This is a genomic window from Actinosynnema sp. NPDC023587 (genome assembly GCF_040640215.1).
GTDB lineage: Bacteria > Actinomycetota > Actinomycetes > Mycobacteriales > Pseudonocardiaceae > Actinosynnema.
This window is the reverse complement of record NZ_JBFABG010000007.1, coordinates 141506-159701: the sequence shown is the minus strand read 5'-3', so window position 1 is coordinate 159701 and position 18196 is coordinate 141506. Positions and strand designations below refer to the sequence as shown.

Here is an 18196-nt window from a genome sequence, read left to right as displayed (position 1 = left end):
TAACCGAACCTTAGGGCTCAGACGACCTTGACCGTGCCGTGGCCGTCGGCGACGACCTCGACGTCCGAGTCGTACTCGTCCTCTGGCCAGTCGTCCGCCTTGTGCCCGCGCTCGGCCACGTAGAGGCCCCGGGCGTACCCGCCCGCGCGCAACCGGTCGACCGCCCAGTCCGCCAGGGGTTCGTCGGTCACCTCGTCATGGCGTTCGAGCAGGACGTAGTCGGACTTGAGCCCGGTGCTCTCGATGACGCTCAACTGCTGGAACCGGTGGGCCACTGATCATCACTCCCCGTTAGAGGCATATACTCTCCGGATACAGTGCCAGTATGATGTGTGCACAACTTGAGTGCACTGTACCGATCGAGTGATCCGGGAGCGTCATGAGCAGCCCACACCGGAGTGCCGCGCGCATTCAGATCGCCACCACGCTGCGGCGGATGCGCGAGGACGCCGGCCTGCCGCGCGAGCGGCCGGCGGAGGTCCTGAACTGCACGACCACCAAGATCGGCAACATCGAGACCGCCTCCAGCGGCATCCGGCAGGCGGAGCTGGAGAAGCTGCTGGAGCTCTACGACGCCGAGGAAGCGGTTCGCGACGACCTGCTCGGCCTGAACTCCGAGGCGCACCGGAGGCGTCCGCGCAGCAAGCTCGGCGGGGCGATCGCACCGTGGCTGCGCCGGATCTTCAACGTCGAGGCGACCGCGCTCGAAGCCCTCTACTACTCGTTCGAGCTGGTGCCGGCCGCACTCCAGACCGAGCGCTACACCCGCGCGATCATGATCGGCGGCGGGGTCGTCGGCGAGGCGCTGGAGAAGAACCTCGAACTGCGCGGGCGGCGCAGGGCGCTGCTCACCGACCGGGAACCGCCGCTGCGCCTGTGGGCGGTGCTCGCCGAACCGCTGCTGCGGGCGAACATCGGCGGTCCGGAGGTGATGCGGGAGCAGCTCGGCCACATCCTGGAGATGTCCGAACTAGCCCACGTGGACGTGCAGGTGATGCCGCAAGGGGCGGGTGCGCACGCGCTGACCGGTACTACGCTGACCTTGTTCCGGTTGCCCGACAAGCTCCCGTCGCTGGTCAGCGTCGACACGCCGTTCGGTGACGACTTCGTGGACCGGCCCGAGCACGTGGAGAGGACGAGCCGCTGGTTCGACCACACCCGTGCGAAGGCGTTGGGGGTGGAGGAAAGCCGCGAACTCCTGACCCGGATCGAGAAGGACACGAGATGACCCTGAAGTTGGGTGAGTGGACGAAGTTCAGCGCCAACGGCTCCAACTGCGTCGAGGTGATGCGCACGGCCGACGAGGTGCTGGTGCGCAACTCCCACCGGCCGGCGGAGGCTCCTCAGCGGTTCACGCTCGGCGAGTGGGAGTTCTTCACGCAGGGCGCGAAGCTCGGCGTGTTCGACCTGGCCTAGGCGGCGTCCTGCCCGGTGGCGGGTGCCCCGGCCCGCCGCCGCACCCGGGTCACCGACCGGTCGACCCGCCGGTCGCGGGGCGGCGGTCACCGCACGCGGTGCCCGCCCAGATCGCCGAGCACCCTGCCCTCCGGCGACAGCCTGCGGAACCCGCCGTGCCCCTTGGCGCTGAACGAGGCGAGCAACAGCGGCAACGCGACGAACAGGCCGCCCAACGCCACGACCAGCGCCTTGGCGAACGGCGACAGGAAGTCCGCCTGCGTCGCACCCGACGACCAGCAGGGCGACCGCAATGCCGCCGACGAGCAACTTCCGCCGGCGGCGCGTGGCCGCCCCGGTGCTGCGGATGTCGAGCAGGAAGTGCTGCCCGCACGTCGGGCAGACGAGCCGGGCGGTGCTGATGCCCACGTCGGGGCGTTCGAGGTCGAACGAGTGCGCGAGGCTCTTCGAGCCCACCACGCCGGGCGTGCTGACGACCTCCACGACGTGCTCGAACGTGAAGCCCTGGGTCTTGCCGAGTTCGAACGCCACAACCACTCCGATCTCGCGGGTACCGGGCGCACATGGTGCCGGTGGGAGATCGCCGCGCGACCGGTTTCGGCGAGGTCGACTGCGGTTGTCCGAGGGCGGGTGAGGTGGCGGGGTGACACCTGTGGTGCCGTTTCCGCACGTGGTGGTTCGCGCGGGGGAGCACCTCGACGGTCAGCGCGCCGCCGGTGTCGGTGCGGGTGTCAGTGCGGGTGTCAGTGCGGGTGGCGTCGCAGGAGCTCCTGCGTCCACGCGGTGTGGCGGCGGCGCAGTTCGGTCGCGGTCAGGTCGCCGCGGCCGAGGTCGCGGTAGTTGGGGAACCAGGTCTCGACGCCGCGGTGCGACCGGGCGAGGGTCCACAGGTCCCACAGGCGCGGCTCGCCGATCGCGGTGCCACCGGCCTCCTCGTAGGCGGTGAGGAACACGTCGGCGACGTGCTCGCCGTGGAGCAGGTAGAGGTCGAAGCGGCACCAGCCGACGTCGTAGCCGGCCGGTCCGCCGGCCGCGCCCTCCCAGTCGACGACCCCGGTCAGCGCGCCGTCGTGCCACAGCACGTTCCCCGAGTGGTAGTCACCGTGCGTCAACACCCTGGGGGCGGTGAGGATCGTGTCCTCCCACGCGCTGTCGACGACGTGCGCGGCGGGGCCGGACAGCCGGGTCCGGTGGGCCCGGCGGTCGAAGACGGTGTCGAGGCCGGCGACGACCTCGGCGTCGACGGCGTGGATGCCGGCCAGCGCCTGCCCGAGCCGCGTCGCCGCGCGGTGCGGGTCGTCCGGGGTGATGTCCGCCGCGCCCGGCAGTCGGCTGATCAGCACCCACGGCGGGGCTCCGGCGTCCTCGTGGCCGCGTGCCAACAGCCGTGGGGCGAGGCCGCCCAGGGTGTCGATCGCGGCGAGGACCCGCTCCTCGTCGTCCGCCGCGCGGTCGCCGGCGGGGAACTCGCGCAAGATCATCTCGCGGCGCGGGTCGGCGGTCCGGACCAGGGAGGTCGCAGCGTGCGAGCCGCCGGACAGCGGTCGGACCGCGTCCAGGGTCGCCGAGGGTCCGGCCAGGGAGGTCGCGGCAGCGAGTGCGGCAGGTGACGCGGTGGACATCGTGGTGGGCGTTCCCGTCTTCCGGGGGTGCCGGCGGGCCGGTGGTCCGAGCGCGCCGGTCGGGGCGGGGTGGAGATCCCCACGGTATTCGACCGCTCGGCGGTCCCGACGCGGTTCGACGCACCACCGGCCGCGTGCGCGTCCCGAGCGGAGTCCGGCCGGCGGCCCTATCGTCCACACGGGAGGTTCGGCGTGGTCGCACACCGGGGCGCGGGACGAGGCGCGGAGCAGGGCGCGGGGCAGGTCGAGGTCGGGCGCGGCGCGCGCAACGCCATCATCGCCGTGATCATGCTCGGGATGCTGCTGGCGGCCCTGGACCAGACGATCGTGGCCACCGCGCTGCCCACGATCGTCAGCGACCTGGGCGGTGCGGGGCACCTGTCGTGGGTGGTCACCTCGTACCTGCTGGCCGAGACGATCATGACCGCGCTGATCGGCAAGTTCGGCGACCTGTTCGGGCGCAAACCCGCGTTCCTGGTCAGCGTGGCGCTGTTCATGATCGGGTCGTTCCTGTGCGGCTGGGCCGACTCCATGACGTGGCTGATCGTCGCGCGGGCCGTCCAGGGACTCGGCGCGGGCGGCCTGATGGTCACCTCGATGGCGGTGATCGCGGACGTCGTGCCGCTGTCCGAGCGGGGGAAGTACCAGGGGCTGATCGGTGCGCTGTTCGGCGTGTCCACGGTCGTCGGGCCGCTGCTCGGCGGGCTGTTCGTGGACCACCTGAGCTGGCGGTGGGCGTTCTACGTCAACCTGCCGCTGGGCGTGCTGGTCCTGGTGGTGGGCGCGCTGCGGCTGCCCGGGGTGCGGGCGCGCGGGAAACCCCGGATCGACTACCTCGGCATCCTGCTGATCGCGCTGGCCGCGACCGGGTTGACGCTGGTCACGAGCTGGGGCGGGGTCGAGTACGACTGGACGTCGCCGACCATCCTGCTGATGGCGGCCGGGTCGCTGGTCGCGCTCGCGCTGTTCGTCCGGGTGGAGCTGCGCGCGGCCGAACCGATGCTGCCGATGAGGTTGTTCCGCAGCCCGGTGTTCACGGTGTGCTGCGTGCTCAGCTTCGTGGTGGGGTTCGCGATGCTCGGCGGGGTGACGTTCCTGCCGACGTACTTGCAGTACGTGCACGGGGCGTCGGCGACGCGGTCCGGCCTGGAGATGCTGCCGCTGGTGGTCGGGTTGCTGGTGGCCTCGATCGTGACCGGCAACGTGATCGGCAAGACCGGTCGCTACCGGATCTTCCCGATCCTGGGCAGCCTGCTGATGGTCGCGGGGTTGCTGCTGCTGTCGCTGCTGGACGTGGACACGTCCTTCTGGGCGGCCTCCGGCTACATGCTCGTGCTCGGCCTGGGCGTGGGGATGTGCATGCCCGTGCCGGTGGTGGTCGTGCAGAGCACCAGCAGCTACGAAGACCTGGGCGTGGCCACGTCCGGGGTGAGCTTCATCCGGACGCTCGGCAGCTCGTTCGGCGTGGCGATCTTCGGCACCCTCTACGCGGGCAACCTGCCGGAGAAGCTGGCCGCCGCCGTCGCGCCCGGCGTGGACCCGCGCGCGGCGACGAACGTGCAGGCGTTGCACGCCCTGCCCGACCAGGTGAAGGCCCCCATCCTCGCGGCGTACGCGGAGACCCTCCAGATCGTCTTCCTGTGGGCGGCACCGGTGGCCGGGGTGGCGTTCGTCGTCGCCCTGTTCCTCCGCGAGGTCCCCTTGCGCGACACGGCGCGCGTGGCCGCGACCGGCAACAGCGGCGTGGGCGAGAGCTTCGCCCACCCCCAGTCCACGGGCTCCGGCCAAGAGCTGGAGAAGCTGCTGACGCTGATCGTGGGGAAGGAGCACCGGGACCCGACGCCCGAGGTCCTGGCCAGGTCCGGGCTCCCGCTGACGCACGCCCAGGCGTGGTTGCTGGTCAAGGTCTTCCGCCAGTCGGCCCACCACGGCGAGGCCACCCTGGACCGCCTGTCCGTCGAGACGAGGGTGCCCGCCGGCGTGTTCGAGCCGGTGGCCCGGCAACTGATGACCAAGGGCCTGCTGGCCGAATCCGACGACCGCTACCGCTTCACCCCGGAGGGCACCGAGACCTTCACCGGCCTGGTCACCGCGTGGCGGCACTGGCTGCACGGGAAGCTGGTGGACTGGGAGTGCGACGACCCGGAGTTCGGCGAGGCGGTGGACCGCGTGGCCAACGAACTGGTCGTCACCAGCCGGGCCATGACCGACCGGCGGCACGCGTCGGTGTGAGCGGCGGCCCCGTCCGGGACGGGGCCGCCGCGTCGGTCACCGGGTGGTCCGGCGACCGTGGCCCAGCAGCACCAGCACGGCGGCGATGAGCACCAGGTTCTTCAGCACGAACTCGCCGTTCGCGGTGAGCAGCAGCGGGTTGCCGTCGACCCACGTCAGGGCCGGGGCCTGGAGGAACACCAGGAAGGTGCCCGCCAGGTGCAGCCCCACCGCGACCAGCGTCGTCCGCCGGGGCCGGCCGACCACCAGGGCCAGGCCCATGACCACCTCGACCACGCCCAGCGCCGGCAGCAGCAGGTCGCGCGACACCCAGGGCAGGGTGGCGTGGACCAGGTCGGCCACCGGCGACTCGCCGACCACCTTGAGCACCCCGAACCAGAGGAACACCAGGCCGATCACGAGCCGCAGCGCGGTCGGCGCGACCGTCCGGACCCGGTGCTCCGCCCGGTCCCACCACGTGGCCGGCGGGTCCGGGACGACCTCCTCGACCTCGTAGTCCCGCGTCGTGGACATGTCAGTCCCCCAACGGGTTGAGCAGGTCGGCCTTGCCCTCGAAGGCGAACAGCAGCAGGTCGGTCATCCGGAACGTCGTCGGGTCCGGCCCGAACTCGGGCCGCCAGTACGGCTCCCGCACGATCGAGGACCGCGAGGACTCCATCGACCGGTGGAACACCTCGGCCACGATGCGACCGCCCACCGGACCCAGCAGGCCGTCGCCGAACTCGGCCTCGCGCAGGGTGTAGAACCACAGCGGCGTGGCCTCGACGAGCGCGGCCCGCTGCTCCTCGGGCAGCCCGTCCAGCCGCGCGCCGCCGTTGCCCACCAGGATCTGCTCGGCGGTCAGCGGCTCGACGTCGAACAACGACGCCATCTGCTGCCCACTGGCCAGCCGCACCATGTTCGCCCGGGTCAGGTTCCGGAAGGCGAGGTTGCGGTGGATCGGCGGGACGACCTGCCCGCGACCCTCGAACGTGCCCGCCGGCAACTGGGTCAGCGGGTCGACCAGGAGCGAGTCGATCAGCTTGGTCACGTTCCCGCCGCCCAGCCCCGGGGCCAGGTCCGGCCGGCCGACCTCGGTGAAGTCGTACAGCCGGCGGAAGTCCGCGACCCAGTTGGTGGGCAGCGCGTCCGGACCCGGGGTGTTCGGGTCGTCGAGGTCCGAGCCGTTGACGAAGTTGCCGCTGGTGCCGCTGAAGGTGAAGAGCTGCAACAACGTCCCCGCGCCCAGCGCTCCGGTGTCCTGCTCGTTCTCCGGGGTCCGGAACACCCGGTTCCACTGGTACGCGCCCCGGATCATGCTGTGCCCCAACCGGTACGCCGCCACCGAGAACTCCAGCGGCATGGTGGCCGGCTGGGTGGCGCTCCGGTGCCCGTCGCCGGCCTCGAAGAACCGCCTGCCGGTGGCGAACACGTCGTCGACGATCGCCGGGTCGACGACCCTCGGCAGGTGGTCGTGGCGCAGCATCCACTGGTAGTGCCGGACGACCTGCGCCCGCGCGGCCTGGAACAGCCGTTGCCCGGACAGCCCGGTCCTGGCCAGCTCGTCGACCACCCGGTTGTGGAACCGGATGAACGCGAGGTGGGTCTGGGCGACGGCGAGGTTCTCGTCGTTGCGCAGGTCCGGGATCAGCGCCCGCCGGCGGTCCGCGCCGGTGACCCCCGACCCCGCGCGCGGCAGGTCGAAGCCCTCCAGCTCGACGTTCGTGCGGTTGTCCGGGACGGGCGTCTTGGACGTCCGGCCGACCTTGAGCTTCACCTGGTCGGCGGCGTAGAACACCCGGTCGGTCGGGTCGAGCGGGCCCCGGCCGTACACCGAGTCCAGGTCGAGCGCGGGCGAGCGGCCCTGGACCAGGTCGTCCAGGTTCACGTCACCGCCGAGCTGCGACTCGGTGCGGTCCATGGTCAGGTCGTGGTCCACGAACTGGCCGAGGTAGGTGAAGCCGGCCGGGACGGCCGGGTCCGCGGAGTCCGGCTGCGGCCCGGCGGCCGTCATGGCCTCCGCGAGCGCGATCCGGGCGTCCTCGGGCGTCTGCACCCCTTCCGGTCCCATCCGCGAGAAGCGGAACCGGCGAAGCTCCTCCACGGCCAGGGGTTGCCGGGCCGCCGGCTCCCCGCTGCCGTCGAACTCCAGCACCCCCTCTCCCACGACGAAGAAGCTGGTACTCCCGTGGTGTTTCATCTTTTCTCCCCCGTGGCCGGTCCGATCCCCATCGGACGGGGCGGCGCACCCCCCTGGTGCGCCCTCCCCGTACAACAAGGGGCAACCGCCATTCGGTGGATACACGCGACCCCCTGCTTGGCCGGCGTTCACATCCGTGAACAGCCGGCCGGGAGGCGCTCACCCAGCAGAGCGCACCGACCAGGGGAGACACCGCGATGGTGGCTGACACCGCCCGGCGTCCCGTTTTTGCGTCCTGGCGCAACAACCGCACTTCTGCGGGTGCGAGCGCGGTGCACAGCCCCGCAGGGCCGACGATCGACAGCACCTCCGCACCCCTGAGCGCCCCCGGCGGCAGCGGGACGAACACCCGCCGGACCGGTCCGCGAGGCTCACAGGTGGGTCGTGAACCAGTCCACGATCAGCGCCGTGGTGCGCGGGAGCCCTTCCCGGTCGATCTCGTGGCCGACGCCGGGGTGCAGCTCCAACCGGGCGGGCTTGCCCAGTTCCCGGAGCCGCCGGTACATCCGCTCGGACTCCTCGGGGGCGACGCGGGTGTCGTTCTCCCCGTGCAGGATCAGCACGGGAGCCCGCACGCGGTGGGCGTGGGTCAGCGGGCTGTGCTCCACCAACCGCGCGAGGTCCGCCGGGTCGTCGGGGTCGCCGATCCACTCGGCGGTGCGCCCGCGCCACGTCGGCGGCGCGTTCCGGATGTCGGTGAGCAGGTCCGACGTCCCGCACTCGCTCACCGCCGCCCGCCACAGGTCCGGCTGCCGGGCCACGCAGGAGAACGCCGCGAAACCGCCGTAGGACGCGCCGTGCACGCCCAGGCGGGACCCGTCCGCCCAGTCGAGCCCGGCCACCAGCGCGGCGGTGGCCGCGTAGTCCACGAGGTCGCTGCCGCCCCAGTCGCGGTAGAGCACCCGCTGGTAGCGCAGCCCGTAGCCGGAGGAGCCCCGGTAGTTGGGCGCGACCACCCCGATCCCCTCGGCCAGCAGCGCCTGCACCAGCGGGGAGAACGCCGGGTACGCCTGCGACTCCGGCCCGCCGTGCACGGTCATCACCACGGGCGCGGGCGCGTCGGCGCTCGCCCCCGGCGGGCGGTAGAGCAGGCACGGCACCCGCACGCCGTCCGCGCCGGTGGCGTGCACGACGGTGGGCGCGACGAGGTCGTCGGGCAGTCCCGCACCGAAGTCGCTGATCCGCTCGGCGGTGCCCGCGTCGAGGTCGACGACGAACAGCTCGGTCGCCGCGTCGCCGCGCGCGAGCTGCACCACCAACCGGTTGTCGTGGGTGAAGCGCGGCACGTGGCCGTCGAGACCGTGCTCGGCGATGGTCCACCCCGTGGGCAGGCAGGTCACCTCGACGGGCTCGCCGCCGACCTCCGACCAGGACAACCGGGTGTAGCCGTGCTCGTTGCGGCCCCACGCGAGCCGGGTGCCGTCGGGGGACAGCGCGCCGCCCTCGACGTCGGCCTCCGGGGTGTCCAGCCAGGTCAGCTCGCCGGCCAGGGACAGCGTCGCCAGGCCGAGGAAGTCGCGACCCCGGGTGGTGCCCAGGTAGATGCCGGACGAGTCGGGCAGCCACGCGATCGGCTCGTACTTGGCCGGACCGCCGTGGTCGGTCAGCCTGCGCGGGGTGTCCGAGGCCAGGTCGACCACGTACAGCTCGTGGTCGCTGTTCTGGTGCAGCTCCAGCACCAGCAGCAGGCGCGCGTCGGGGGAGAAGCCCATGGGCAGGTACCGGTCGTCGCCGCGCAGCACGATCCGGGATTCGCCGCCCTCCCGGACCAGGACGTCGAACACCTCCGGGTCCCGCGCGTTGCTCGCGTAGGCGAGCAGCCCGCCGTCCGCGCTGTACGGGTGGCCGGTGCTGCCGTAGGGCACCCCGACCTCGCAGCGCACACCCTCTTCGGCGACCACCCATTCGACGTCCCCGGTGACCGGGTCGAGCTCGCCCAGCCAGTGGTCCTCGCCGCCGTCCGGGTCGGTCAGCACCAGCAGGCGCGCGCCGTCCGGCCGCCACGCGCACCGCCGCACCGCACCCGGCACGGGCAGGTGCACGCCGTCCAGCCACGGCTGGGGCTTCCCGCTGCGGTCGGAGATCCAGACGACCCGGCCGTCCGGGCCGGGGTCCGCGCCGGACACCTGCTCGAAGTCGGTCAGGCTCACCGGCCCTCCTCCGCGATCGCCCGCTGCACGGTCGCCGCCGCGACGATCCCGCGCCGGAACCACTCCAGCACCAGGTTCTCGTTGGGGGCGTGGTTCCGCTCGTCCACGTTCGCGAACGGCACGCCGTAGCACGGCACGCCCAGCTCGTCGGTGAACGCGGCGATCGGCAGGCTGCCGCCCAGCGCGGGCAGCAACAGCGGCTCCTCGCCCAACCCGTCCGCCGCGCCGCGCAGCACCGCGCCCGTCCACCGGGTCTCCGGCAGCGTCCGGGACGGGTTCATCGCGCCGCCCGGCACGAGTTCGACGTCCGGCGCGTGCCGGGTCAGGTGGGCCCGGATCGCGGTGAGGACCGCGTCCGCGCGCTGCCCGCCGACCAACCGCACATCGCACTTGGCGACCGCCACGTTCGGCACGACCGTCCGGTGCTCACCGTCGTCCTCGCAGGTCAGCGAGTTGATGGAGAACGTGGGGCCGGCGAGCCGCTCGGAGAAGCCGAGGTCGGCGGGCGGCTCCATCCCGGACAGGCCGAGGCCGCCGAGCACACCGGGCACGTCCACCGGCAGCACCGCCAGCGCGGCCCGCTCGCCGGGGCTCAGCGGCACCACGTCGTCCGCGAAGCCGTCGACCAGGACGTTGCCGCGCACGTCCCGCATCCCGGCCAGCACCTGCACCAGCCGCCACGCCGGGTTCGGCGCGACCCCGCCCCAGTTGCCCGAGTGCAGCACGCTGTTCGCGCCGCGCACGCGCAGCTCGAAGGTGATGATGCCGCGCACGCCGAGCACGACCGACGCCCGCCCGGACTCGTGCACCGGACCGTCGCTCCACACCACGAGGTCCGGCCCGTCGACCTGCCGCACGACCTCGGCCAGGTGGGGGCTGCCGATCTCCTCCTCGCCGTCGAGCAGCACGGTGACCCGGCACGGCAGCCCGCCGGTGATCTCCCGCAGCGCGCGCAGGCCGAGTAGCTGCGCCAGGTGCTGGCCCTTGTTGTCGCCGGTGCCCCGGCCGTAGACGCGGCCGTCGCGGAAGTCCGGCTCGAACGGCGGGGACAGCCACTCGTGCAGCGGCCCGGCCGGCTGCACGTCGTAGTGCCCGTAGATCAGCACGTGCGGGGCGTCGGGCGGGCCGGGCGCGGTGCCGACCAGCGCCGGCCAGCCGCCGGTCCGCACGACCTCGGGCGTCAACCCGCTGCGCCGCAACAGCTCCACGCCGTGCGCGGCGGCCTCGTCCATGCCCTCGCCGGTCCGGCTCACGCTCGGCTGCGCGACCCACGCCCCGAGTTCCGCCAGCAATTCCGGCTCCCGGTCCCGCACCCAGTCGCGGACCTGCGCGGCCAACCCCATCGCCACCCCCAGTGATTTCACTTTGTGCAATCGATGGCAGTCAACCAAATCGTCGGGTGCCGGGGCAAGGTCCGATCGGTTAGCCTCCTGCCGTGTCCGGAGAAGACCCCGCGCCGACCGCCACGGTGGAGGAGCTCAAGGCGCTGGCGCACCCGCTGCGCTGGCGCATCCTCCGCCTGTGCTTCGACCGCGCGTGGACCAACCAGGAGCTGGCCGCGCGGCTGGACGTCGCGCCCGCGACCGTGCTGCGCCACGTCCGGGCGCTGGTCAAGACGGACTTCCTGGCCCCGGAACCCGTGCGCACGGGAGCGAAGGGCGCGCTGGAACGCCCCTACCGCGCGACCGGGCGCACGTGGCAGCTCGGGCTGATCGACGTCGAGGGCGTCGGCCTGGTGCAGCAGGTGGACCTGGCGGTGCTCGCCGCGCACCGCGCCGAGATCGTGGAGGCCGGCCCGGAGGCGGGCCGGGGCACCGCGCGCGGCGTCCTGCGGCTCGGACCCGAGGCGCAGGCCGAGTTCACGACCCGCCTGGGCGAGCTGATCGCCGAGTTCCTGCCGCGCGAGGACCCCGACGGGGAGGCGCTGAGCTACCTCTGGTCGCTGGTCGCCCGTCCGGTCCGATGACCCGGACGCCGCATTGCGCGTTCCGCCCGGCAGCCGTTGAATCGGCGCTGTCGACCGTCGGACCCCGGTCGACCGCCGAGCCGCTGGAGGCCACCGCATGCCGGACCTGACGCTGGACCCCGCCACCACCGCCGTGGTGCTGATCGAGTACCAGAACGACTTCACCACCGAGGGCGGCGCGCTGCACGGCGCGGTCAGCGAGGTCATGGAGGGGAACGGGATGCTGCCCAGGACGGTGGCGCTGGTCGACGCGGCCCGCGCGGCCGGGGTGGTGGTGATGCACGCGCCCATCGCGTTCGCCGAGGGCTACCACGAGATCTCGCGGCACCCGTACGGCATCCTCAAGGGCGTGGTCGACGGCAAGGCGTTCGTGAAGGGCTCCTGGGGCGCGGCCATCGTCGACGACCTCGCGCCGCGCGAGGGCGACATCGTCATCGAGGGCAAGCGCGGGCTGGACACCTTCGCCAGCACCAACCTCGACTTCATCCTGCGCAGCAAGGGCATCGGCACCATCGTGCTGGGCGGCTTCCTCACCAACTGCTGCGTGGAGTCGACCATGCGCAGCGGCTACGAGAACGGCTACCGGGTGATCACGGTGACCGACTGCGTCGCGGCGACCTCGCGGGAGGAGCACGACAACGCCCTCCGCTTCGACTACCCCATGTTCTCGGTGACCGCCACCGCCGACGAGGTCACCGCCGCGCTGGGCTGACCGCCCGACCCGCCTGCGGATAGCCGAATCGGCCCATTGTCGCAGTGTGACAAGGCGTTTACCGTGAGTTGGCGTCCGACTGCGGACGCCACGAGCGGTGGAGGTCGCGCGGTGACGTGGAGTCGGGTCTTGGGCGCGGTGGCGCTCGTGGGAGCTTCACTCGTGGTGCTGCCGGCCTCGGCCGGCGCGGCGGACACCCGCCAGACCGCGGTCGTGTCGTTGGGCGACAGCGCCATGTCCGGTGAGGGCGCGGGCTCGTACGAGCCGGGCACCGAGGGCCAGAACGGCAACTGGTGCCACCGGTCCACCCAGTCCATGATCCACCGGACCGCGCTCGCCGAGCGCACCGTCAACCTGGCCTGCTCGGGCGCGGACTCCTCGAACGTCTCGCTGGCCGACACCACCCACTACACCGAGGGTTCCCAGGCGCGGCGGCTGGTCGAGGTCGCCCGCCAGTACCGGGTGACCACCGTGCTGGTGCAGGTCGGCGCGAACGACGACCCCCGGTTCGCCGACACCATGGTCGACTGCGTGGCCGCGTGGGTGAACCCCTTCGGCGCGAGCTGCCGGTCGAAGCTGGCCACCCAGTGGCCCGCCCGGCTGACCGCGATGGCACCCAAGGTCGAGACGGCGCTGCGGGACGTGCGCTCGGCGATGGCGCAGGCCGGCTACGCGGACTCGTCCTACTCGCTGGTGCTCACCTCGTACGCGTCCCCGGTGACCGAGAAGATGGACAAGCTGCTGCACGGCCCGCAGGGCTGCCCGCTGCGGCTGCCCGACGCCGCCTACGGGCGGACGGTGGCCGTGCCGCAGTTCGCCGAGGCGCTGCGCGGTGTCGCGTCCCGTTCGGGCGTGAAGTTCCTCGACTTCTCCCGCGCCACCGAGGGCCGCGAGGCGTGCAGCAAGGGCGGCAGCTCCACGGGCGAGTGGCAACGACGGCTCACCGTCGACCCGTACGCCCTGGTCAACGGCGGTCTGGACGCGATCGGCATCCACCTGGCCCAGCAGTCGTTCCACCCGAACGCCGCCGCGCACGCCCAGTTGGGCCGCTGCGTGACGGAATTCGTGAACGGCGGCGCGGCCTCCGCGCGGTGCCTCGAAGGGGCGGACGGCAACCTGCACGCCGTGGCCTAGTCCCACCCCGGGCGACAGAGGACGGCCGATTCCCCCCGGGACGAGGGGTCGGCCGTCCGGCCACGTGAGCGGGCGGCGAGGTCGACCCCAGGGCCAGGCCCGGAGCCAACCCTAAGCCATGCTCAAATCCTTGGACGGCTGTGATCTGCGTCCCTAGCCTTGGTTCATGAGGCTGCTGCTCTGGACCGTCCTGGTCTGCGCGTGCGCGGTCCACGGAGGGGAATCGCTGGTCCTGCTGTCGGGTGCGCTCCTGGTCGGCTGTGCCGCCGACCGGGCGTTCACGCGCCGTCGCCGGGCCCGGGTGGAGACCCGGCCGACGGTCTGAACCCGCCGCTGTCGGGCGGACCGGGGGGAATGCGCGAAAAGCGGGGTCGGGGAGTCCCGTGGACGGACCCCCCGACCCCTCGCGAGCGCCAGGCGGGACTGGGGGACCTCGCCTGACGCGGAGCCTGCACCATTTCGCGGAATGGTCTTCCGGGAGTCCTGGCCGGTCGTCGGCTATTCGCACGCGACCGTCGACGTCGACTCCGACTGCGAATCTCTGCCGTGTTCCCCCCGTAGCGCGCCGTGTTCTTCCCCAAGAGCGCGGCCCGACAGACGGTATTGCGCCGCACTTGTGCGCCGGAAGGGGCCGAACGGGTGAAAAAGGCGGCTCCCGGTGCGCCCTCATACCGTATTCGACTGGCCGCTGCCCGGTGCTCGGGGAATGTATTCGTCACGTATTCCGGCGGGTCGGCGTTTTATTCCACCTCGATCGTGGCCGGAGTCACACGGGCAGACCCGATTCCCTTTCGGGCACTCCGCCGCCGGAAAGTCCGCAGTTCGGCCGATCCCGTGGTGGTGCGGCTGCGCCGAGTGGTTTCCGTGGTGTGCTGAACGGGCACCAGCTACTCATGGGGGAACTCGTGACCACTCGTTTTTTTGGCGTGCGCGGACTGGCCGCACCGGTGGAACGCCTTTTGGGTGGAGTCGCCGGATCGGTGTGCGCGGTGCGCACCGAAGCGCCCTACGTCGTGCTCACCTACGACGACGGCCCCGACCCGGCCGGCACCGCCGAGGTGCTCGCCGCGCTGGCCGAATCCCGGGCGACGGCCACCTTCTTCGTGCTGCTCACCCGGGTCCGGCGCTTCCCGGGACTGCTCGCGGAGGTCGCGGCGGCCGGCCACGAGATCGCGTTGCACGGACCGGACCACCGGCGGCTCACCCGCCTGCGGCCGGACGAGGTCGCGCGGCGCACCCGCGACGCCCGCGCCGAGCTGGAAGACCTGACCGGCCGCCGGGTGCGCTGGTTCCGCCCCCCGTACGGGGCGCAGTCGTTCGGCACCTGGCGCGCGGTCACCCGCTGCGGCCTCGTGCCGGTGCTGTGGGGCCCGGAGCTGCGGGACTGGGCGGACCTGCCGCAGGCCGAGCGGCTCGCGGGCGCGGTCCGATCGGCCCGGGCCGGGTCGATCGTGCTCGGGCACGACGGGTTCGCCGGTCCGGGCGACGGCGTGGACGACGGCCCCGCCCCGACCCTCGACCGCGGCGACCTGACCCGCCGGCTGCTGCACGCCTGCGCCGCGCGCGGCCTGGCCGGGCGGTCGCTCGGTGACGCCCTGGAGGCCGGTGAACCGTCCCGGCGGGCGCGGTTCCGGCGCTGAGCCCCCGCCGGCCTGGCCCGGCCCGGTCAGGCCCAAACCGGTCAGGCCCCGGTGAGGACGGGCACGAGCTGCTCCAGCGCGCGCAGGTGGGCGGCGCGGATGTCGGCGTACTGGGCGTCCGACGAGGTGGCGACCGTCGTGGTGATGGTGATGTCGAGCGGATCGGCCAGCTCGGGCAGGTTGACGATCGTCTTGCCCCGGGTGGTGGTGACCCGCGAGTAGTGGCCCGCGATCGTGCGCTGCTCGTGCGGCGGGTAGGAGCCCTTGAGGTCGTCGAACGCGCTCCCGCCGTCCGTGCCCCGGTCCGCGAACACCGCGATCTCCACGGACTCGACGTGCGACTGGGCGCGACTGCCCGACGGGAAGGTCCACTTGCCGAACGCGCGCAGCTTGCGGGCGTCGGTCGACTCCGCCGTGCACTTCGCGTCGTCCACCGGCAGGCCGTCCGCGCGCATCCACGACGTCAGGTCGCCCTCGGCGTCGCAGAGGCTCGTGCGCAAGGGCTCGCTCGGCCGCGTGGCCGAGCCGACCGAGGCCGCCGGGGACACCTGCTGACCGCACGCCCCGAGCGAGACGACCAGGACGGCGGCGGTCAGGGCACCACGTGATGTCACCATGTCCGACTACATCGCCGGCCGGACGTCGGACGTGACACTGAATGGATCACGTCCGACGCCGAACGGCCTACCGGTCGGTCATCGGGCGGTCGCGCCCGATGACCGAGCACCGATCCGTCACTTGGTGCGGTACAACTTGACCTTCATCGAGGTGCCCGTCTGCGTGAGCACCTTCAGGCCGACGCCCACCCCCGGCGTCTTCACACCGGCGGTCGGGGTCTGCGGGAACCAGAACTGCCTGGTGTCGTCGAACACCGGCTTGGCCGGCTGGCCGCGCACGTAGGACGCCTTGCCGTTGACGTGCAGGGTGAACGAGTCCGACTTCTGCAACCCGAACGGCGCGTCGTAACCCGAGACCGTGGGTGCCCACACCCCGCCTTCGAGGTTGTAGATCGGCGCGGGGTTCGCGTCGATCGGCAGGATCAGGCCCTCACCGGGGTGCTCGCTGGTGTTGTTGTCCAGGTAGCTGGTGTCCCACAGCGACACGAGCAGGCCGTCCTGGTAGGGGAAGTGCTCCACCCACTTCGGCTTGTTCGGGAAGCTGTACCGGTAGGGGCCGGTCTTGTTGTACTTGCCGTAGGACTCGTAGGTCCGGTTCGAGGCGATGTAGAACTGGTCGTACGCCTTCGTCTCGGTGCCCGCCGTGCTCCGGAAGCCCTTGAGCGCCCAGTCCGCGCCGGATTCCGCGCCGTCCTCGAACACCGTCGCGCCGTCGGCGGTCAGCTTGAGCGCGTCGGCGAAGAACCCCTGGAGCGCCAGGCCGCCGTCGGTCCGGTAGGCGAAGCGGATCTTGGTGCTCTTGCCCGCGTACGCGTTCAGCGGCACCTTCACGTCCACCCAGCGCTCCGCCGTCGTCCCGCTGATCGCGGGGGCGTCGCCGGAGTCGCGCACGAACGGCTTGCCGTCGGACGTGCCGTCCAACTGGGTCCAGCTACCGTCGGCGTTCTGCGCCTCGACGTAGAGGTAGTCGAAGTCCTCTTCGACGTCGTAGCGCGCCTTGAGGGTGAGCTCCGCGGTGGACCTGCCGGTCAGGTCGACCGCCCGGGTCATCGTGTGGTCGATGTCGTTGCCCTTGTCGCTCCACCACATCTTCGAGCCCGCGAACGGGTCCCCGTAGTCGAACGTCTTGGACACGTCGGGCAGCACGACCACCAGGCCCTGGGCCTTGGCGGTGTTGTACTCGTGCGGTCCGAGGTCGAAGGTGCGCTCCTGGCCCGCCACCGCGACCTCGTAGTCCAGCCAGCCGAGCTGGAGCTTGTCCCACGCGGACAGCTCGTTGGCCCGGGTGCCCGGGGCCTCGCCCGGCTCGCCGACCCGCGTCTGGCCCATCAGCGACCACCAGTTGACGCTGTTCGTGCCGCCGTTGCTGATGTCGTAGTGGTCCGGCAGACCGAGGTCGTGGCCGTACTCGTGGGCGAACACGCTGACGCCGCCGTTCTCCGGCTGCATCGTGTAGTCGCCGACCCACAGGCCCGTGTCGCCGATCGGCGCGCCGCCCAGCTTGTTGGAGCCCGGCCCGCTGTTGTAGTTCTTGAACGCGTAGCCCCGGTGGCTCCAGATGGCGTCCTCGCCCTGCCAGGGGTCGCGGTCGGCCTGGTCGCCGCCCGCGTGGACGATCTGGAAGTGGTCGAGGTAGCCGTCCGGCTCGTTGAACTCGCCGTCGCCGTCGTAGTCGTACCGGTCCCACTCGTCGAACGAGGCGAGCTCGGTCCGGATCTGCTCGTCGGTGCGGCCCGCCGCCTTCTGGTCGGCGACCCACTGCGTGACCGCGTCGCGGACCAGCTCGTAGCTGTTGTTGCACACGTTGGAACCGCACGGGAAGCCGTCGGAACGGCCGTAGCGGGCCTCGTTGTAGCGGACCTTGACCCAGTTGGTCACCGAGCCGGTGACGCTGTAGCGGCCCGAGGACTGCTTGTCGAAGTAGTTCGCCACCGAGTTCGCGCCGGGTGCGGTGGCGAAGTACAGGTCCTGGAAGTACTGGCGGCTGAAGTCCGCCTGCCAGATCGTGGTGTTGTCCACCCCCCGGTTCGGCTGGGGGATCTCGTTGTGCGCGGGCCCGTCGAAGCGCACCGGACCGGCGGTGCCGGGCGAGGTGTCCTGGTCGGGGTACTGCGGGTGGCGCTCGTCGCCGAACTCGGCGAGCACGACGAAGATCTTGTCGACCTTCTCCCGCTCCAGCTCGACGTACTGGTCGACCTTGGCGGCCTTCTGACCGTTCTTCTTGTCCTTGCTGCCGACCTTGACGACGGTGCTCGCGCCCCGCTTCTCGGTGGTCGCCTCACCGGTCAGCACCTTGGCCAGGGCTTCTTGCCGCAGGGCGCGCCGCTTGTCCTCAAGCGGGTGCGGCAGTTCGTCGGGCCGGGACTGGACGGTGTCGGTGGTGGTGTCGGGTGCCGCGGCGGCGGCCACGGGCATGATCGTGATGCCCGCGGTGGCCAGCGCGATCGCTGCCGCGCCGGCTAGGAGTCTGCGCACGAGTCCCCCTCGCTGATAGGTGAAAGAGGTTCGTGCGGACGGTATGCGCCGGC

General features: G+C 72.1%; 17 protein-coding genes. 8 read left to right on the top strand and 9 right to left on the bottom strand.

What is annotated here, in order from left to right; genetic code table 11:
- Positions 1 to 17 precede the first annotated feature (17 nt).
- The gene (locus tag AB0G01_RS20475) at positions 18 to 275 is read right to left on the bottom strand and encodes a hypothetical protein (protein WP_360947696.1); all 258 of its coding nucleotides are present in this window, start codon (positions 273 to 275) and stop codon (positions 18 to 20) included.
- A 104-nt stretch (positions 276 to 379) separates the two neighbouring features.
- Between AB0G01_RS20475 and AB0G01_RS20470 the strand changes: the two genes are divergently transcribed.
- Positions 380 to 1228, top strand: a complete 849-nt coding sequence (locus AB0G01_RS20470) for a helix-turn-helix transcriptional regulator (RefSeq protein WP_360947694.1) — start codon at positions 380 to 382, stop codon at positions 1226 to 1228.
- A complete protein-coding gene (locus AB0G01_RS20465; protein ID WP_360947692.1) occupies positions 1225 to 1416 on the top strand; it encodes a DUF397 domain-containing protein in 192 nt (63 codons plus the stop codon). The genes AB0G01_RS20470 and AB0G01_RS20465 overlap by 4 nt, the downstream gene beginning before the upstream one ends.
- Positions 1417 to 1502: 86 nt before the next feature.
- Here the strand turns inward: AB0G01_RS20465 and AB0G01_RS20460 are convergent, their stop codons facing one another.
- Together AB0G01_RS20460 and AB0G01_RS20455 are read right to left on the bottom strand one after the other, a co-directional pair.
- Positions 1503 to 1709 carry a hypothetical protein gene (locus AB0G01_RS20460; RefSeq protein ID WP_360947690.1) on the bottom strand — a complete coding sequence of 69 codons (207 nt, stop codon included), beginning with the start codon at positions 1707 to 1709 and terminating at the stop codon, positions 1503 to 1505.
- A 450-nt stretch (positions 1710 to 2159) separates the two neighbouring features.
- Positions 2160 to 3038 carry an aminoglycoside phosphotransferase family protein gene (locus tag AB0G01_RS20455; RefSeq protein WP_360947688.1) on the bottom strand — a complete coding sequence of 293 codons (879 nt, stop codon included), beginning with the start codon at positions 3036 to 3038 and terminating at the stop codon, positions 2160 to 2162.
- Between the two features lie 192 nt (positions 3039 to 3230).
- Here AB0G01_RS20455 and AB0G01_RS20450 point away from each other — a divergent pair, with 192 nt between their 5' ends.
- Entirely contained in the window at positions 3231 to 5270 is a 2040-nt protein-coding gene (locus tag AB0G01_RS20450; protein ID WP_360947686.1) for an MDR family MFS transporter, read from the top strand.
- A gap of 36 nt (positions 5271 to 5306) precedes the next feature.
- Here the strand turns inward: AB0G01_RS20450 and AB0G01_RS20445 are convergent, their stop codons facing one another.
- The 4 genes from AB0G01_RS20445 to AB0G01_RS20430 form a co-directional block, all read right to left on the bottom strand.
- Positions 5307 to 5783 (bottom strand): DoxX family protein, encoded by a 477-nt coding sequence (locus tag AB0G01_RS20445; RefSeq protein WP_360947684.1) that lies wholly within the window; start codon positions 5781 to 5783, stop codon positions 5307 to 5309.
- 1 nt (position 5784) lies between these two features.
- The gene (locus tag AB0G01_RS20440; RefSeq protein WP_360947682.1) at positions 5785 to 7449 is read right to left on the bottom strand and encodes a heme peroxidase family protein; all 1665 of its coding nucleotides are present in this window, start codon (positions 7447 to 7449) and stop codon (positions 5785 to 5787) included.
- Between the two features lie 371 nt (positions 7450 to 7820).
- The gene (locus tag AB0G01_RS20435) at positions 7821 to 9599 is read right to left on the bottom strand and encodes an alpha/beta fold hydrolase (RefSeq protein WP_360947680.1); all 1779 of its coding nucleotides are present in this window, start codon (positions 9597 to 9599) and stop codon (positions 7821 to 7823) included.
- Positions 9596 to 10963 (bottom strand): M20/M25/M40 family metallo-hydrolase, encoded by a 1368-nt coding sequence (locus tag AB0G01_RS20430; protein ID WP_360947678.1) that lies wholly within the window; start codon positions 10961 to 10963, stop codon positions 9596 to 9598. Before AB0G01_RS20430 ends, AB0G01_RS20435 begins: the two co-directional genes overlap by 4 nt.
- Positions 10964 to 11034: 71 nt before the next feature.
- Here AB0G01_RS20430 and AB0G01_RS20425 point away from each other — a divergent pair, with 71 nt between their 5' ends.
- The 5 genes from AB0G01_RS20425 (at position 11035) to AB0G01_RS20405 (ending at position 15051) form a co-directional block, all read left to right on the top strand.
- Positions 11035 to 11565 carry a helix-turn-helix domain-containing protein gene (locus AB0G01_RS20425; RefSeq protein ID WP_360947676.1) on the top strand — a complete coding sequence of 177 codons (531 nt, stop codon included), beginning with the start codon at positions 11035 to 11037 and terminating at the stop codon, positions 11563 to 11565.
- Positions 11566 to 11662: 97 nt separating this feature from the next.
- Positions 11663 to 12277 carry a cysteine hydrolase gene (locus AB0G01_RS20420; protein WP_360947674.1) on the top strand — a complete coding sequence of 205 codons (615 nt, stop codon included), beginning with the start codon at positions 11663 to 11665 and terminating at the stop codon, positions 12275 to 12277.
- A 147-nt stretch (positions 12278 to 12424) separates the two neighbouring features.
- Positions 12425 to 13411, top strand: coding sequence for a GDSL-type esterase/lipase family protein (locus AB0G01_RS20415; RefSeq protein ID WP_360947672.1), 987 nt, complete (start codon positions 12425 to 12427; stop codon positions 13409 to 13411).
- 166 nt (positions 13412 to 13577) lie between these two features.
- Positions 13578 to 13736, top strand: a complete 159-nt coding sequence (locus tag AB0G01_RS20410; protein WP_360947670.1) for a hypothetical protein — start codon at positions 13578 to 13580, stop codon at positions 13734 to 13736.
- A gap of 544 nt (positions 13737 to 14280) precedes the next feature.
- Positions 14281 to 15051, top strand: coding sequence for a polysaccharide deacetylase family protein (locus AB0G01_RS20405; RefSeq protein WP_360947668.1), 771 nt, complete (start codon positions 14281 to 14283; stop codon positions 15049 to 15051).
- Between the two features lie 41 nt (positions 15052 to 15092).
- Here the strand turns inward: AB0G01_RS20405 and AB0G01_RS20400 are convergent, their stop codons facing one another.
- Positions 15093 to 15668 carry a hypothetical protein gene (locus tag AB0G01_RS20400; RefSeq protein WP_360947666.1) on the bottom strand — a complete coding sequence of 192 codons (576 nt, stop codon included), beginning with the start codon at positions 15666 to 15668 and terminating at the stop codon, positions 15093 to 15095.
- A gap of 117 nt (positions 15669 to 15785) precedes the next feature.
- On the bottom strand, positions 15786 to 18143 hold the full coding sequence (locus AB0G01_RS20395) for an immune inhibitor A domain-containing protein (protein WP_360947664.1): 2358 nt from the start codon (positions 18141 to 18143) through the stop codon (positions 15786 to 15788).
- Between the last annotated feature and the right edge of the window lie 53 nt (positions 18144 to 18196).

Coding starts and splice junctions, on each gene's coding strand:
- AB0G01_RS20470 (WP_360947694.1), top strand. CDS start 380: ATGAGCAGCCCACACCGGAGTGCCGCGCGCATTCAGATCGCCACCACG.
- AB0G01_RS20465 (WP_360947692.1), top strand. CDS start 1,225: ATGACCCTGAAGTTGGGTGAGTGGACGAAGTTCAGCGCCAACGGCTCC.
- AB0G01_RS20455 (WP_360947688.1), bottom strand. CDS start 3,038: ATGTCCACCGCGTCACCTGCCGCACTCGCTGCCGCGACCTCCCTGGCC.
- AB0G01_RS20445 (WP_360947684.1), bottom strand. CDS start 5,783: ATGTCCACGACGCGGGACTACGAGGTCGAGGAGGTCGTCCCGGACCCG.
- AB0G01_RS20440 (WP_360947682.1), bottom strand. CDS start 7,449: ATGAAACACCACGGGAGTACCAGCTTCTTCGTCGTGGGAGAGGGGGTG.
- AB0G01_RS20420 (WP_360947674.1), top strand. CDS start 11,663: ATGCCGGACCTGACGCTGGACCCCGCCACCACCGCCGTGGTGCTGATC.
- AB0G01_RS20410 (WP_360947670.1), top strand. CDS start 13,578: ATGAGGCTGCTGCTCTGGACCGTCCTGGTCTGCGCGTGCGCGGTCCAC.
- AB0G01_RS20400 (WP_360947666.1), bottom strand. CDS start 15,668: ATGGTGACATCACGTGGTGCCCTGACCGCCGCCGTCCTGGTCGTCTCG.